12 protein-coding genes are annotated in these 15,254 nt (G+C 37.1%); 3 read left to right on the top strand and 9 right to left on the bottom strand.

Annotation, left to right across the window (positions count from 1 at the left end; genetic code table 11):
* Positions 1 to 2: 2 nt before the first annotated feature.
* From M899_RS06540 to M899_RS06520, 5 genes are all read right to left on the bottom strand, one after another.
* On the bottom strand, positions 3 to 761 hold the full coding sequence (locus M899_RS06540) for a hypothetical protein (protein WP_021270604.1): 759 nt from the start codon (positions 759 to 761) through the stop codon (positions 3 to 5).
* A 1-nt stretch (position 762) separates the two neighbouring features.
* On the bottom strand, positions 763 to 1,572 hold the full coding sequence (locus M899_RS06535; protein ID WP_021270629.1) for a hypothetical protein: 810 nt from the start codon (positions 1,570 to 1,572) through the stop codon (positions 763 to 765).
* Positions 1,573 to 1,605: 33 nt separating this feature from the next.
* A complete protein-coding gene (locus tag M899_RS06530) occupies positions 1,606 to 2,643 on the bottom strand; it encodes a rod shape-determining protein (protein WP_021270602.1) in 1,038 nt (345 codons plus the stop codon).
* Between the two features lie 24 nt (positions 2,644 to 2,667).
* On the bottom strand, positions 2,668 to 3,666 hold the full coding sequence (locus tag M899_RS06525; RefSeq protein WP_196801742.1) for an AMP nucleosidase: 999 nt from the start codon (positions 3,664 to 3,666) through the stop codon (positions 2,668 to 2,670).
* Between the two features lie 325 nt (positions 3,667 to 3,991).
* Positions 3,992 to 6,040 carry an ABC transporter substrate-binding protein gene (locus M899_RS06520; protein ID WP_021270635.1) on the bottom strand — a complete coding sequence of 683 codons (2,049 nt, stop codon included), beginning with the start codon at positions 6,038 to 6,040 and terminating at the stop codon, positions 3,992 to 3,994.
* A 355-nt stretch (positions 6,041 to 6,395) separates the two neighbouring features.
* Here M899_RS06520 and M899_RS06515 point away from each other — a divergent pair, with 355 nt between their 5' ends.
* Positions 6,396 to 6,614, top strand: coding sequence for a hypothetical protein (locus tag M899_RS06515; RefSeq protein ID WP_021270606.1), 219 nt, complete (start codon positions 6,396 to 6,398; stop codon positions 6,612 to 6,614).
* Positions 6,615 to 6,627: 13 nt separating this feature from the next.
* Positions 6,628 to 7,611, top strand: coding sequence for a DUF6976 family protein (locus tag M899_RS06510; RefSeq protein ID WP_021270632.1), 984 nt, complete (start codon positions 6,628 to 6,630; stop codon positions 7,609 to 7,611).
* Between the two features lie 39 nt (positions 7,612 to 7,650).
* On the opposite strand, the gene dnaJ is transcribed toward M899_RS06510, so the two are convergent.
* From dnaJ to M899_RS06490, 4 genes are all read right to left on the bottom strand, one after another.
* Positions 7,651 to 8,781, bottom strand: coding sequence for a molecular chaperone DnaJ (gene dnaJ / locus M899_RS06505; protein ID WP_021270609.1), 1,131 nt, complete (start codon positions 8,779 to 8,781; stop codon positions 7,651 to 7,653).
* Positions 8,782 to 8,849: 68 nt separating this feature from the next.
* Positions 8,850 to 10,766 (bottom strand): molecular chaperone DnaK, encoded by a 1,917-nt coding sequence (gene dnaK / locus M899_RS06500; RefSeq protein ID WP_021270601.1) that lies wholly within the window; start codon positions 10,764 to 10,766, stop codon positions 8,850 to 8,852.
* Between the two features lie 24 nt (positions 10,767 to 10,790).
* Positions 10,791 to 11,372: a nucleotide exchange factor GrpE gene (gene grpE, locus M899_RS06495; RefSeq protein ID WP_021270621.1), complete on the bottom strand. Its 582-nt coding sequence runs from the start codon at positions 11,370 to 11,372 to the stop codon at positions 10,791 to 10,793.
* Between the two features lie 115 nt (positions 11,373 to 11,487).
* Positions 11,488 to 12,615 carry a coproporphyrinogen-III oxidase family protein gene (locus M899_RS06490; RefSeq protein WP_021270623.1) on the bottom strand — a complete coding sequence of 376 codons (1,128 nt, stop codon included), beginning with the start codon at positions 12,613 to 12,615 and terminating at the stop codon, positions 11,488 to 11,490.
* A 64-nt stretch (positions 12,616 to 12,679) separates the two neighbouring features.
* Between M899_RS06490 and M899_RS06485 the strand changes: the two genes are divergently transcribed.
* The gene (locus tag M899_RS06485; RefSeq protein ID WP_021270612.1) at positions 12,680 to 15,241 is read left to right on the top strand and encodes a M16 family metallopeptidase; all 2,562 of its coding nucleotides are present in this window, start codon (positions 12,680 to 12,682) and stop codon (positions 15,239 to 15,241) included.
* Positions 15,242 to 15,254 lie beyond the last annotated feature (13 nt).

Below are 15,254 nucleotides of genomic sequence, written 5' to 3'. Positions count from 1 at the left end.
ACCTAAGATTCTTTATCAATAATTGTTATGCCTTGAGCAACCCAGAAATGTCTTTTGATCTCAAAGTTCTTATTCAAAAAATAAAATTGTAGATTTTCACCAGTTTTAAGTGAAAAGCGATAATACCCTTCAGGAGTTGTTCCATCGAAGCTCATTTCGGCCATTTCAAACGGAGTGTTTGGCATATTGAGATATAATTCTTCATAGTAAGGAAAGCCGTCCCAAATAATGTAGAACTTTTTAATTCCCGTCGACTCTTTAATGGCCGATTCAAAAAAACCTGTATAACCGATACATTCGATGACCTGATTATAATAGCAAAAGACATCACTATCTTGCGGGAATGGATACTCTCTTTGACCTTTCCACTGAGCTTCAGGTGAATCGAGAAGATATTCTAATGATTTTCTTTTAATATTTATTTTTGAAGAAGATAGATATTTTTTTCCATCAAACCATACTTCATAGTATGAAGAGTTTGGACGTAACATTTTTCTATTTTTAAACAATCCTGGCGTACTACCTGTTGCTGATTTTTCTAAAACTTTAGCAGTTGCCGTTGTATCAGAATAAATTGTTCTAGAAACAACGAGAATATTTTTATTCTCTTTAAATACTCTTTTTCTCTTGATGAGAAACTCTCCATTCTTATCTTCTAATCTAAAAGATTTTTCTTCTTTAGAAATTAGATTATTAGATGGATTTGTTGCACATGAACCAAGTAACACCAAACAAAGTGGCAATAATACTCTTTTAAGCATACTATTCCCCTAAATCATTTAAAAACAATTCAAATTGTTCTTCTGTCTCCACGAGATATTCACCTGAATCAATTTTATCTTGTAAAAAGTCAGTGATAAATTCATTCTTCACAAATTGAAGGCCAATTTTTTTCATCGAAGCATCTTTTGCCCTCGGATTCATATAATCCACAGAGTAGATTACTTTTAAACCCTCGAGTTGAATTTCTCTGTTTTCGAATGATAGAAGATTTAGGACATCGACATAATTTCCAATTCTTTCTTCAAAAAACGGTGCTTCAAATTTATTGGCGAAAATAGACATCCCCTCCATAGAGAGATCGACTACTCTGAATTGCATTGGAGTTGGATTTTCTGAATCAAAATCCTTTAAAAATTTTAACTCACTATTCTTGTGACCTTGGAAGGAAAGGACGTTACCACCATCGGCCTGATTCTTAATGAAAAATGAAATAAAAATTCTGTGTGTTGGATAAGTTAGAAGTCTCTCCTTACTTCTTTTTTCTGTTCGATAAACTTTCCCACTCACATTGCATAGACCGTCCACTAAATCGAGAACATATCCTTTACACAAATAAGTCATTTCATCTAGAGAGAAGCTGAAGAGAAATTCATCTTCATCTTTAATGAAGTCAGGGAATTTTTCAAATATTAGCTGATTGCCATCTAAAGAAAGCAAAAAAGAGGAAGCGACTCCTTCCTCTTTTTTCCAGATTTTAATTTTCTTTTGTTCTCTAATTGCGCGAGCAATTTTCGGAATAATTTCAGAAATTTGAAATTCCTGAAATCTTGTAGCGAGGCCTCCTGGCATCTTTTCTCATCCTTGAAAGAAATTTCTACAAAACTACGAAAGTGTAGTTACTTGCTTTAGAAGATCAAGCGACTCAAGCGCTTTTCCACACCCTCTTACAACACAAGTTAATGGATCTTCAGCTAATGATACTGGAAGTCCTGTTTTTTCTTTAATTAGAATATCTAGGTTCGCTAGAAGTGATCCACCACCAGCAAGAATAATACCGTTATCAACGATATCAGCAGCAAGTTCTGGAGGAGTTTTTTCTAGAGAAACTTTAATCGCTTCAACAACTTCCGCAATTGGATCCGCAAGAGCATCTCTAATTTCATCAGAAGTTACTTCGATGATTTTTGGAGCTCCAGCAATTAGGTCACGACCCTTAACTTCAAAAGTCTTAACTTCATCATCAAATGGGTAAGCGTTACCAATAGAGATTTTAATTTGCTCTGCAGTTCTCTCTCCAATTAGAAGAGAATATTTTTTCTTAATATATGAACCGATAGCTTCATCAAATTTATCACCAGCTACTTTAACTGATTGTGAGTAAACGATACCACCTAAAGAGATAACGGCTACTTCAGTAGTACCACCACCAATATCAACAATCATATTTCCAGAAGGTTCAGTGATTGGAAGACCTGCTCCGATAGCTGCTGCCATTGGCTCTTCAATCAAGTAAACTTCTCTGGCCCCTGCTTGTTCAGCAGATTCTTTTACAGCACGTTTCTCAACCTGAGTGATTCCAAATGGGATACAGATAATAATTCTTGGCTTAACAAGTTTAGAACCTGCAAGAGATTTTTGAATGAAGTATTTAAGCATTGCTTGAGTAACTTCGAAATCAGCAATAACACCATCTTTAACTGGTCTAATTGCTTTAATTGATCCTGGAGTTCTACCAAGCATGTCCTTCGCTTCTTTACCAACAGCAAGAACTTTACTCTGACCTTTAACACCTGTGTGAACAGCTACAACAGAAGGTTCATTAACAATGATTCCTCTATCTTTTGCGTAAACTAGAACGTTTGCTGTTCCTAGGTCGATTGCAATATCATTTGAAAACCAATCTAATACTTTTTTTAACATCTCGTATCCCTTCTCTCTAATTTTTTACCAGTGATAGTGTCTGATATTTTCACCTCGGTCTGCAATATCGGCCATGGCCTCAATTCCTAACTCAATGTGAAGATCAGTATATTTTCTAAATACAGATTTAGCTGATTTCTTAGTTTTGATTCCACCTTTTTTCAAAGGACAATCTGAAATCAGTAGTAATGCACCAATATTAACTTTACTTACAAAACATGCAGTAAACAAGGCCGCAGTTTCCATTTCAACAGCAAGAACTCTTTCTTCAATCAGTTTAGTTTTAAAGTCATCATCGAATTCCCAGAAACGGTAATCCGTTGAATGAATCGTTCCTGTTCTATAATCCATTTCATGTTCTACTAGAATTTGAGAAACAAATTTTTGAACTTTGAAAGTTGGAAGTGCTGGAACTTGAGTTGGCAAGAAGTGACTTGATACCCCTTCTGCTCTAATAGAAGCTATCGGTAAAACGAAGTCTCCTACTTTTAATGAGTCGTGTACTGCACCAGCTAGACCTAAAAATAAAACGGCCTTCGGTTGTACGACAGAAATCAACTCTCCAATAAGTGCGGCCATTGCAGCCCCTACACCAAACTCGATAATTGTTACTCTTGCTTTTTTCGATGAAGAAGCTTTGAAGGCTGAACCTTGAGTATAAATATTGTCGTCTAGTAGTGAGTTGAATCTTTCAACATAGTAGTGAAAGTTTGTAAGAATAATTTGTTGTTGAAAATCTTCAATTCTATGACCTGTATATCTCTCAAGCATATCAATTGCGATTTTCTTTTTTTCATCGTTCCAATGAATTCTTCTAGCGCGAAGTTGAGCTCTTTTTTCGTCAAGTGCACTGGCCTGTTTTTTTGTGGCCTTCTTAACTTCAGAAAGATTTTTTTCAATAGATTTTTTCAAAGTTTTGGCAGTAACCGACTTTGATATTTTTTTAGGTGTCGTTTTAGTCTTTTTTGCAACAGCAGTCTTAGTCGCTTTTGTCGTTGCAGTTGTAGCCTTCTTTTTGGCCATAATCCAACCTTTGTATTCCATTACGTTATTCTTATAAAATTTACCATTTACCTGTAATTGTTGACAACTCTTATAAACAGATAAATAAAAACACTTTTTTTCGTTTATGTGCCTTTTACAGGACCTTCTCTTTTTTCTTGTCAAATCTTAACAGAATGCGTAGGATTATCAATCAGTGCATTTATAACACATAGCAAAAGGATACTGTCATGGGTATGGGTCGTAAAAAATCAGAACTAAAAATGAACAGAAAGAAAGCTCAAGCTAAGAAAAAAGCTAGAATCCAAAAAAGAATTCAAGCAGCTAAAAAGTAAAAGCCTAGCTTTTACTTTTTAGTTTCTCCATTTTCCTGTTCTGCATTTTCATTTTTCACTTCTAGATTTTGATCTTCAAGCATTGTCTTGTTTTGCAATACTAAAGGCTCAACCTTGCCGCGACGCATCTGCAGTGGCACAAGATTCTTCATCCAAACGCCATCTTTAAGCTGCCAACTTCCCGAAATTCCTTGAAGTGTTTCTTTACTTCTAATCACAACATCAAGTTCATCGCGTGATCCATACTGTCCATCTTTCAATAGAGAGTAGATGATCTTCAATGAATCGTGTGCTCTGATTTCTACCAACAGTGGTCTTTTGCCATAAAGATCAAAGAACTTTTGGTTAAACTCATCTGGGATAGTTGTAATATCATCACCAATGAAACTTAGGTGTCCTAGCTTATAACTTTCTTCTGATAATGTTTTCGATCTCCATGATGGATCACCAATAACGTTAACATTAAAGGCATCATAGTATGAGAACGATGGAACAATCTGTAGGGCCTCACGTGGAAATGAAGGGATAAAGACCCAATCAAAATCAACTTGTGGCTTTAAAACTTGAATACGTCTGATTGAAGAGCTTTTTTCTAGTGAGTAGATCTCATTAAATAAATCAAACTCTTCTTGTCTTTCGCGCTTAAACTTTAGACCTAAAAGTTTTTGAACAGTCTTTCTATGGTCTGTCGACTCTTTATCAAATGAGTAGGCCCCATTTACGCTTACACCATTTTCTTTTGCTAAACGCCAAAACTCATCAACGTAAGATTGACCTCTTTCCGATTGTGGGTAGATGATGGCCGCTCTTTTTCCGAAGTGGTTCAACATTTTTTCATCAAATAATTTACTTACAAGAGATTCAATTGAACCAGGAACCTCTACTAGAAGATGATCTTTTCTATTTTTTGGTAAGAAAATTTGTGACAAAGATACAAAGAACACACCATTTTTCCTGGCCTCTAGGTACTCTTTTTGGGCCTCATCTGAGAATAGACCACCAATGATTGCTGAAACGTGATGCTTTTCAACTAACTCTTTAACTCTGTGGGCCCCAACGGCAGCTGAACCAGAAGAATCTTCAATAAAGATTTGGTAAGGCTTATTCATGCCAACAGATTTAAAAAATGTTCTAAAAGCATTATCGATTCCAAGCATTGCTCTTTTACCAAAATTTGCTTTTTCACCCGACAATGGAAGAATAATACCAATATTGTAGTGATTCATTTTTGCGAAATTTTCTATTCTCGCCGTAAAATTATTCGCGAGAATTTCAAGCTCTTGATACTTTTCAAACTTATCTTTCATCCAGCTAAGCAGGTCTTTAGCGTTGCTTTTCTCACCTTGGTAGTAAAGTTTCTCTGCCTCTAAATAGGCAAGGTATCCAATTAAGAAAATATCATCGCCATCAAATTTTTCTATGAAACGAAGTCTTTCACTATTACTCAATTTGTAAAACTCTGATTGCAGAGATTCAAAATAAGACTCACTCTTTAATTCAGTTAGAGTGCTCTTTCCTTTAAGTAGCCAAACTAGTGACTCAAGTGCGACTCTTTCTTGTCCCATCTCTTTTGCTGTCTTATGCTTTAACTTGTGGAACTTCGTCGCTTCTTCATCATTTAGCTGTTTAAAGTCGCAAAGTAGTAATACTGACATTGTCTTATCTAAAAGACCCATCTTATAATATGTACTCGCTAGGTTTAATTGGATTTGAGCATTAAGAGCTGGGTCGAGACGAGAAGTTGAAAGGGCCAAATTAAAATTATAAACGGCCTGTTCAAAATCTTCTTTTCCAAAAAGAATAACACCCATGAGGTTGCGCTTCATGGCCGCTTCAGCAGGAAGTAGCATTTGATCGTTCATACCTTTTAATTTAGACATGGCCAGATCTGTTCTTCCGAATTTGAAATCTTCTTTTATAAGAGAAACTTGATCCAAAAAATCTTTCGAATAATAGTCTTTCGAGCTACCACGAGAGATCATTGATATTCCACCACATGATCCAAGAAGAAGAGCTGAAAGGATAATAGATAAAAATAGAACCTTTGAGTTAAAACCCATTAATAATCTCCACTTAAATTCTTGAAAATATTTTACGGCAGTGCTGCTGTTTTTAACAGTCAAATATCAGCGAAACCAATTTGCTTACTCTTTAACCAGAATAACCGAGGTAAAAGATAGAGTAATGTTCGTTAAAAATAAATTTCACTCTACAGCACTATTTTTTGCCAGAATAAAAAAAATGCCTGCAAATCTTCATAATTACAGTCAGATATACATCTAAAGATACTAAATATAAATGTTCATTATCCTTATATTTTTCAATTTTCTCTCTTTTTTTTAAAAAAAAATTTTCGACCTCGAACAAAATGTCGCAAACCAAAAATTATCAATTCAATTCCTAAATGAGGTTTAAATGGTTCCAACAAAGACTGATCCAATTTGGAAAAAATTTGTCAATTCAGAACAGGAGTATTCTTTTTCCTGTCTTGCGACAAAAATGATGTACACACGTATAAAGCAGATGATGCGAAATAAAGATGCCGCGATTGAAGCAGAGGCCGTTGATATTGCTCACAGTTTCTTTGAAAAAAATATCAATATCGTTCAGGCCGATCTCAACCTAATTAAATAACAAAGGGGCATATATGAAAAATTTCTACTCTAAAGAAGAGGTCATCGACCTAATTAATACTGGCAAGAATTTATTAATTGCTGCAGATGAGGCCTTATTCAAAGGTCTACCAAAGGGAAATTGGATTGCTGGAAGTATTCCTTACTTTATGGGAGACGAAGGCGGGGCCTGCATTCGCGACAAGTACTTTGTTACCGTTCTTCCTACTGAATGTAAGTCTGTTTCAATCAAACAATACAAAAGTAATGAACTTGAAAAAATCACTGATGATTATCCGAAAAATGGTGTTTCCTTTATTATCATTCCCGCAACGAGTGAAACTCACATCAAATACGCTAACGAAATTATGACTTATCCAAGTTTATTTAACTCTCCTCTTGTGGGCTGGATTTCGGGTGTTCACTTAGATGATCTTGCATCAGTAAAACCAATCATTTTCAATGGGGCTACACTAGAGCCTTCAAGTGAAGATGCTATTGTTATGCATGTCGAACTTGACGATGCATACGCGGCACAAATCGAAATCATCAATCTCTTCAAACAAGGAGATGGAGATACTATCGAATTTCCAAACGATGGTTTTGTCATCGATAATGCTCTGGTAAACGGTGAATCAGTAAATTTTTATGATTACCTCACATCAAAAAATATCAGCCTCGAACAACCCCTTGTTGCCGACTATTCTGGTGCGATGATTAACGTAAGTTTCCAAGCGCTAGATCATGAGGCCAAGAAGGTAAATCTCTATGCCCCAGTTTTTCAAAACACACCGTATAAGCTTGCTACACAGGTTGCAAATTATGAGAAAGAATTTACGGCCGAAGTTAATTCGCATAATGTTTCGCCCATTTACTCATGTAATTGTATCTTGAACTATTTATATGCAGAATTAGAAGGCAAAAAGACTGGTGAAATTAAAGGACCTATGACTTTTGGTGAAATTGCTTATGTGCTTTTGAATCAGACGATGGTTTATGTTTCATTGAAGAAAAAGTAAGAAAAAAACCAGCGGTTTAGTTACCGCTGGTTTTTTTATTTATTGAAAAAGTTCTTTTACTTTATCAAAGAAGCCACGACTCATTGGATTTGATGATCCCTGATCAAGCTCCGCTAACTTTTTGAAAAGTTCTTTTTGTTCACCAGATAGTTTTGTCGGTGTCTCAACATGAATTGAAAGTATTAAATCACCCTGGCCATATCCACCAAGTTTAGTGATTCCCTTTCCTTTCAATCTCATTTTCTTACCTGATTGTGTTCCCGATTGAATTTGAACTGCAACTTTACCATCAAGTGTAGGCACTTCAATTTCTGCGCCTAGCGCGGCCTGAGAAAAGCTAATAGGTACTGTACAATGAATATCGAAGCCATGTCTTGTAAAGATCTGGTGCTCATCAATTTGAATAACAACGTAAAGATCTCCATCTGGTCCACCTTGTGCTCCAGAATCACCTTCTCCGCTTAACTTTAATCTTTGACCATCATCAATTCCTGCTGGAACTTTAACAGCAAGATCAACACTCTTTCTCTTTCTTCCATCACCATGACAAGTTCCACATGGGTCACTGATCATTTGACCAGAGCCGTGACACTTAGGACATGTAGAAGCAACAGTGAAAAAACCTTGTTGACGTCTTACTTCACCAGCACCGTGACACATGTCACATGTAGATGGTCTAGCACCGTCTTTTCCACCCGATCCGTGACAAGTTTCACACTGAACAAGCTTTGTAATGCTAATCGTTTTCTCACCACCAAAGGCCGCTTCTTCGAAAGAAACATTAAGAACCATTTGTAGATCATTACCAGGTCTTCCAGAACGACGAGAACCGCCACGTCTTCTGCCACCTCCAAGAATATCTCCGAAGATGTCGCCGAAAATATCACCAAGATCGCCGAAGTCACCACTGAAACCACCTTGTCCAAAACCGCCGAAGCCGCCTTGACCGTTAACTCCAGCATGACCAAATTGATCATAGCTCTTTCTCTTACCATCATCTAAGAGAACTTCAGCAGCCTCTGAAGCTTCTTGAAATTTTGCTTTAGCATCATCGCCCGGATTTCTATCTGGGTGATACTGCATGGCCAGCTTTCGGTAGGCCTTTTTAATGTCATCCTTTGAAGCGCCCTTTTGAACGCCAAGGACTTCGTAATAATCTCTTTTGCTCATATCAACAAGAAAAGGTACCAGCAGCTTTTTTCAAAACCACTGGTACCTTCATCCTCCATAATTAAAAATTAGATTTCTTTAAAGTCAGCGTCTACAACATCATCGTCATTTTTGTTGGCACCAGCTTCAGCTCCTGGGTTTGCTCCTGCACCTTGTGCAGCTTCAGCACCTGGAGCTCCACCTTGTTGATACATTTGAGTTGCAACTTTATGAGAAGCATTTTGTAGTCTCTCATTTGCAGCTTTTAGTTCATCAAGGTTTTCAGAAGTTAATTTTTCCTTAGCTTCTGTGATTGCAGCTTCTAGTTCTGTTTTATCGTTGGCAGCAATCTTATCTCCACCTTCTTTAATCATTTTTTCTACGCTTAGAATAAGAGCGTCTAGACCATTTCTAGCGTCAACAACTTCTCTTCTTTGCTTATCTTCAGCAGCGTGAAGTTCTGCATCTTTAACCATTTGAGCGATTTCATCTTCAGAAAGACCTGAACCAGCAGTGATTCTGATTTCTTGAGATTTGTTAGTCGCTTTATCAACAGCTGATACGTGCACGATACCGTTGGCATCGATGTCAAAGATAACTTCAATCTGTGGAACACCTCTTGGAGCTGGAGCAATACCAGCAAGGTCAAAGCGTCCTAGAGTTTTGTTATCTTTTGCAAACTCACGCTCACCTTGAAGAACGTGGATTGTAACAGCTGGTTGGTTATCAACAGCAGTTGAGAACACTTGAGATTTCTTAGTTGGAATCGTAGTGTTTTTCTCAATAAGTTTAGTTAGTACACCACCAAGAGTTTCAATACCAAGTGATAGTGGAGTTACGTCAAGAAGTAGTACGTCTTTAACGTCACCAGCAAGTACACCACCTTGGATTGCAGCACCAGCAGCAACAACTTCATCAGGGTTAACACCTTTTGAAGGTTCTTTTCCGAAGATTTCTCTTACTCTAGCTTGAACAGCTGGGATTCTTGTTGAACCACCAACTAGAATAACTTCGTCAATTTCAGTCTTAGATAGACCAGAGTCTTCTAGACAAGTTAAACATGGCTTAGCAAGGGCCTCAATGTCTTTAGCGATTAAGCTTTCAAACTTAGCTCTTGAAAGTTGAAGGTTAAGGTGTTTTGGACCAGAAGCATCAGCAGTAATGAATGGTAGGTTTACATCAGTGCTTTGAACGTTTGAAAGTTCGTGCTTAGCTTTTTCAGCTGCTTCTTTTAGTCTTTGTAGGGCCATTTGATCTTTTCTTAGATCAATACCTTCTGACTTTTGGAATTCTTCTGCTAAGAAATTAATAATTTCTTCGTCAAAGTTTTCCCCACCAAGGAATGTATCCCCGTTAGTTGCTTTTACTTCGAATACACCGTCAGATGTAATTTCAAGGATTGAGATATCGAACGTACCACCACCTAGGTCGAATACTGCAATATTCTTATCTGACTTTGACTCTAAACCGTAAGCTAGAGCAGCAGCAGTTGGCTCGTTGATAATTCTTTTAACTTCTAGGCCAGCAATTCTACCGGCATCTTTCGTTGCTTGTCTTTGAGCATCGTTGAAGTATGCAGGAACTGTAATTACAGCTTCAGAAACTGTTTCACCAAGATAGTCTTCAGCAGCTTTCTTCAGTTTTTGAAGAACTTTTGCAGAGATTTCTTGTGGAGACATTTCTTTTCCATCAACTTTTACCCAAGCATCGCCGTTTTTGTTTGCAAAAATTTCAAACGGAGCAACTGAAGCAAATTTCTTAGCTTCTGCTGTATCAGCTTTACGTCCGATTAGTCTCTTAATCCCGTATAGTGTTTTTGCAGGGTTTGTTACAGCTTGTCTTTTTGCAACTTGACCTACAAGTACTTCACCATTGTTAGCGAAACCAATTACTGATGGAGTTGTATTGTGTCCTTCAGCATTTGGTACGATTTTATATTTACCGTTTTCAAGAACGGCTACACATGAATTTGTTGTTCCTAAGTCGATTCCAATAATTTTTCCCATTTTCTGTCTCCTTAAATATATAAATTAATTTTTAGCTACTACTACTTTAGATGCGCGAAGCACTCTTCCGTTTAAGATATACCCTCTTTGATACTCTAGAATAACTTCTTGGTCTTTCTTCCCTTCAGCTGGTTGTTGAGCTAGGGCCTCGTGGAAGTTAGGATCAAATTCTTTTCCAACTGCTTCAATCACCTCTAGACCATTTGACTTAAGAACATCAAGAAATTGGTTTCTCACCATATCAATACCAGTAAAAATATTTTTTACTTTATCATCTTCATCTTTTTCGATCGCTTGAAGAGTTCTCTCTAAATTATCCACAACATCGATAAGTCCTTTTAGGATTTTTTCATTACCGAATTTAACGTTGTTTTGAAGATCTCTGTCATGGCGTCTTTTCATATTCTCCATTTCAGCTGCAAGGTAGTAGAACTTGTTTTTAAAATCTTCTAATTCTTTTTTCTCTGCTGAAATTTCTTCTTTTAACTCTTCAACTTCTTCATGAATTTCACGCACCTCTTCCATAGCTTCTTTGGCCTCTTTCATGGCCTCGCTAGCTTCAGTTTTTACTTCTTCGTTTTGAAATTCATTTTGCGTATCGCTCATTACATTTTCCTCATTGCGTCATTAATATCGTATCCAGACTCAAGATGGGACCTCATGGCCCAGTGTCAATGGTGGTGGTGAAAAAAAATAAAACAGGAGATACAAGTATCTATAATTATAGAGTTTTATCAATGATAAAAAGATCATCCATAAGGCTATCTAGCAACAAATATCCTTTAGATGTTAAAACGATATGGTCCTTATTTATTTGAGCAAGCCCTCTGGCCTGCCAATCACGTGCCTTCTCCAATACATTTTTTGCAATATCAGGAGAAAACTCTCTATGAGGATAAAGTCCCAAAGTAGTTCTAAGGGCCATATATATTTTTTCAAGACGAATCTCTTGTGCAGAGAGCTTTTCTTCGACAAATGAAGGGCCTGTTGTCTTCCATTTGTAGCGAAGACCGACTTCACTTAGAAGTCCCGTTGCCGATGGACCTAGGGCCGCAATTGATTTGGATTGCCAATACCCCATATTATGCTTTGACTCAAAACCTGGTTTTGAAAAGTTACTCACTTCATAGTGGATATAGCCTCGCTCTTTCAAATATTGGGAAACAGCAAGATACTCTTTCTCAATCCACTCTTCATCAGGAAGTTTATCAATATGAACGTAAGCACCCTTCACAGTTAAAATATAAAGACTGATGTGTTTAGGATTGTATTTTAAAATTTCTTCTAGCTCAGAAAGAACATCTCTTTTAAGCTCAACTGACATTGGCAGACCGAGCATAAAATCCACAGAGAAGTTAAAATCATTCTTTCCAAAATAATCGAGAGTATCATAGACATCTTGTAGTGTATGAACACGATCAAGTACTTTGATAAAATCTGAACGCAATGACTGAATCCCCAGCGAATAGCGATTAATACCAAATTCTCTAAATGCCTGAAGGCCTTCCTCGGTCCATGATCCAGGATTTACTTCTAGGGTAAATTCTCCATCTTCACGCATTGAAAGATTGTGGCGAATGAAAAAGTTCTGCAAGAATTTTGCACCATCAGCACCCCACAATGAAGGCGTCCCACCACCAAAATAGACAGTGTTTAACGGCGCGAAGGAGTATCCGTAGTGATCTAAAGTTTGTTTATGAACGTGAAAAGACTCTTCGAGAAGATTCTCAAATTTGGCCACTTCTTCTGCTTTTTGTGTAGGGACTTTTTTGTAAAAGTCGCAGTAATTACACAGATGGCGACAAAATGGGAAATGAATGTAGAGTCCGTCAATATTCAAATTTTGCATTGTGCTTTTTTGCTAGGTTTAGGCTATTCTATATCTCAGAAGAAAAAAGAAGGATAGTAAAACTATGAATTACGAAAAAATGAAATTGGCCAATGGCCTTGAAACGATATTGATTGACTCTCCAGGTGCCACGGCCGCTTCTGTCCAAATTTGGTTCAGAGCAGGAAGTGCACTGGAAGAAAAGTCAAATGAAGGGATCGCTCACTTTTTAGAACATATGTTCTTTAAAGGTACAAAAACTCGTCCAGGTGCTCAAATTGCTCACGATGTAGAGTCTTATGGTGGAGAAATTAATGCCTTCACTTCATTTGATTACACTTGCTACTATATTAATACGCCAAACTCACACATTAAGAAAACGATCGATATTCTTATGGACATGGTTTCAAACCCTATGTTTCTTCAAGAAGATCTTGAACCAGAAAGAGGCGTTGTTTTCGAAGAATATAGACGTTCACAAGATAATCCAAACCAGTATGCTTTCCAAAAAATTCAAGGAAGCTGTTTTGAAGGTGGTTATGCTCACCCAATTCTTGGAAGAGAAGATACAATCAAAAACTTCTCTCAAGAACAACTTCATTACTTCAGAAATAAATTCTACAACCAAGGAAATTCATTTCTCGTTGTTGCTGGTGATTTAGAAAAACGTAATGAGATTGTAAAAGAAATCGAAAAGTTCTCGATGCCAACTGGTGATGCTTCAATATTTCCATCATTCAAACTTAAAAATAAAGCACAAATTGAGGTGCACAATAAAGATGTAAGAATGATGACTCTTACCCTTTCAACTCAAGCTCCTGAGTACGATGACTATAAAGCTGCGGCTGAAGATTTGGCCTACAGTACACTTGGTCACGGAGAAACATCTAGACTTTACAAGAGCCTCATTCTTGATGGAACTCTATCAAACTCATGCGCCAGCTCGACAATGTTTATGGCCAAGGGTGGGGTTCACTTACTAAGAGTTTCTTTCCCAGAAGAAAACTTCAAAAAAGTTCTCGCGAAATTGAATCAAATATTTACTGAAATTTTCAACAATGGTTTCACAAAAGAAGAAATCCAAAAAATAAAAAATCAGTACATTGCTTCAAAACTTTACGATAGAGAATCTCTAGAATCATTCTCGTTTTCTATGGGATCAAGCTACGTTCAAACAGGTGATGAAAACAGCGATGACGTATTCCTTGGAAGAATAAAGAGAACTTCGGTAAAAGAAGTTAACAGTGCTATTAAAAATATTCTTTCTCGCCCCTACCACATCAGCTTCCAAGTTCCTAAAAAAGTGAAAACTGCTGAAGTGAAAAAAGAGCTTAAAAAGTTTCAAGACAATATCGCAAATCTTTCGAAAGGGACGAAGAAAAAAACAGATGTGATCAAAGCTGAAAAATCAAAGTATGATCAACAAGTAAGAGTGGTAAAACTAAAAGAAGGTATTAAACTTCTCTATCGTTACAACCCAATGACTCCAACATTTGTATTCCACGGTTATGTTAAAGGTGGAATAACTGAGGAGACTGAAAAAAATAACGGTATCCATCACCTTCTTGCAGCAACCATTGCAAAATCATACAAAGGTATGTCTTACGAAAAGTTGAAGGCCGATCTTGAAGATAAGTCTGCCTCACTTTCAGGTTTCACTGGAAAGAACGCCTACGGTATGACAATGCACGGACAAACAGAACATGCGGAAGAGTTATTAACTCACTTCCTAGGCTGTTTTATTAATCCTGCATTTGCGGCCAATCAATTAAAGCAGGAAAAATCAATTACTCTAAGAGGGATTGAAAGCCAGAAAGAAGATCCAGTACGTCACTGTTTCAGGGCCTTCAATAAAATGATTTTTAGCTCACACCCATACGCTCTAAATGTAAATGGTACAGCTAAGAGTATTAAATCAATTAAACGCGAAGATATTTGTGCCCTACACGATAAGAATATGAAAAAGAAAGAGCTTCTTTTCACTTATTGTGGAGACCTTCTTCTTGAAGATGTTATCGAGCTTGTAAATTCTAGAACAAAAGAACTAAAAGCGAGAAAAGAAGTAGCAGTAAAAGTTAAGCCATTCAAATCATCATTCAAGCATGAGTATATTCCATTTGAAAGAGAGCAGACGCAAATCTTCTACGGAACAAGTGCAGGCGCTCTTAACTCAAAAGACAATACTGTTCTTAAAATGCTCACGGCCCACCTATCTGGTCAATCAAGTGAACTTTTCGTAGAAGTTCGTGACAGACAAGGCCTTTGCTATGCTGCTCAACCTGTACACTTCAACGCCCTTGAAGGTGGATACTGGGGAATCTACATGGCCTCAGGTCACGATAAAGTTCCGGCAGCATTCAAGGCCATTAAAGACCTCATCGGAAAAATTAGAGACAACGGTCTTACTGAAGAAGAATTTGATCGTATTAAAGTAATGATTGAAGGTAATAACCTTATTGGTGTTCAAACAAACGAGGACTACGCCAATATCTACGCTGTTCCAACTCTACAAGGACAAGGTGTGGACTATTACCACAGATCGAACAAAGAAATTAACGATCTAAAATACGCCGATTTCCAAAAACAAGTGAAGAAGATCCTATCTAAAAAATGGGCCTCAGTTGTTGTTGGTCGCTCAGACGCTTAATTATAAGTGCCAC

This window comes from Bacteriovorax sp. BSW11_IV (assembly GCF_000447755.1).
Taxonomy (GTDB): domain Bacteria; phylum Bdellovibrionota; class Bacteriovoracia; order Bacteriovoracales; family Bacteriovoracaceae; genus BSW11-IV.
Note: the sequence above shows the minus strand (reverse complement) of the source record. Positions and strands in the feature narration are given on the sequence as shown.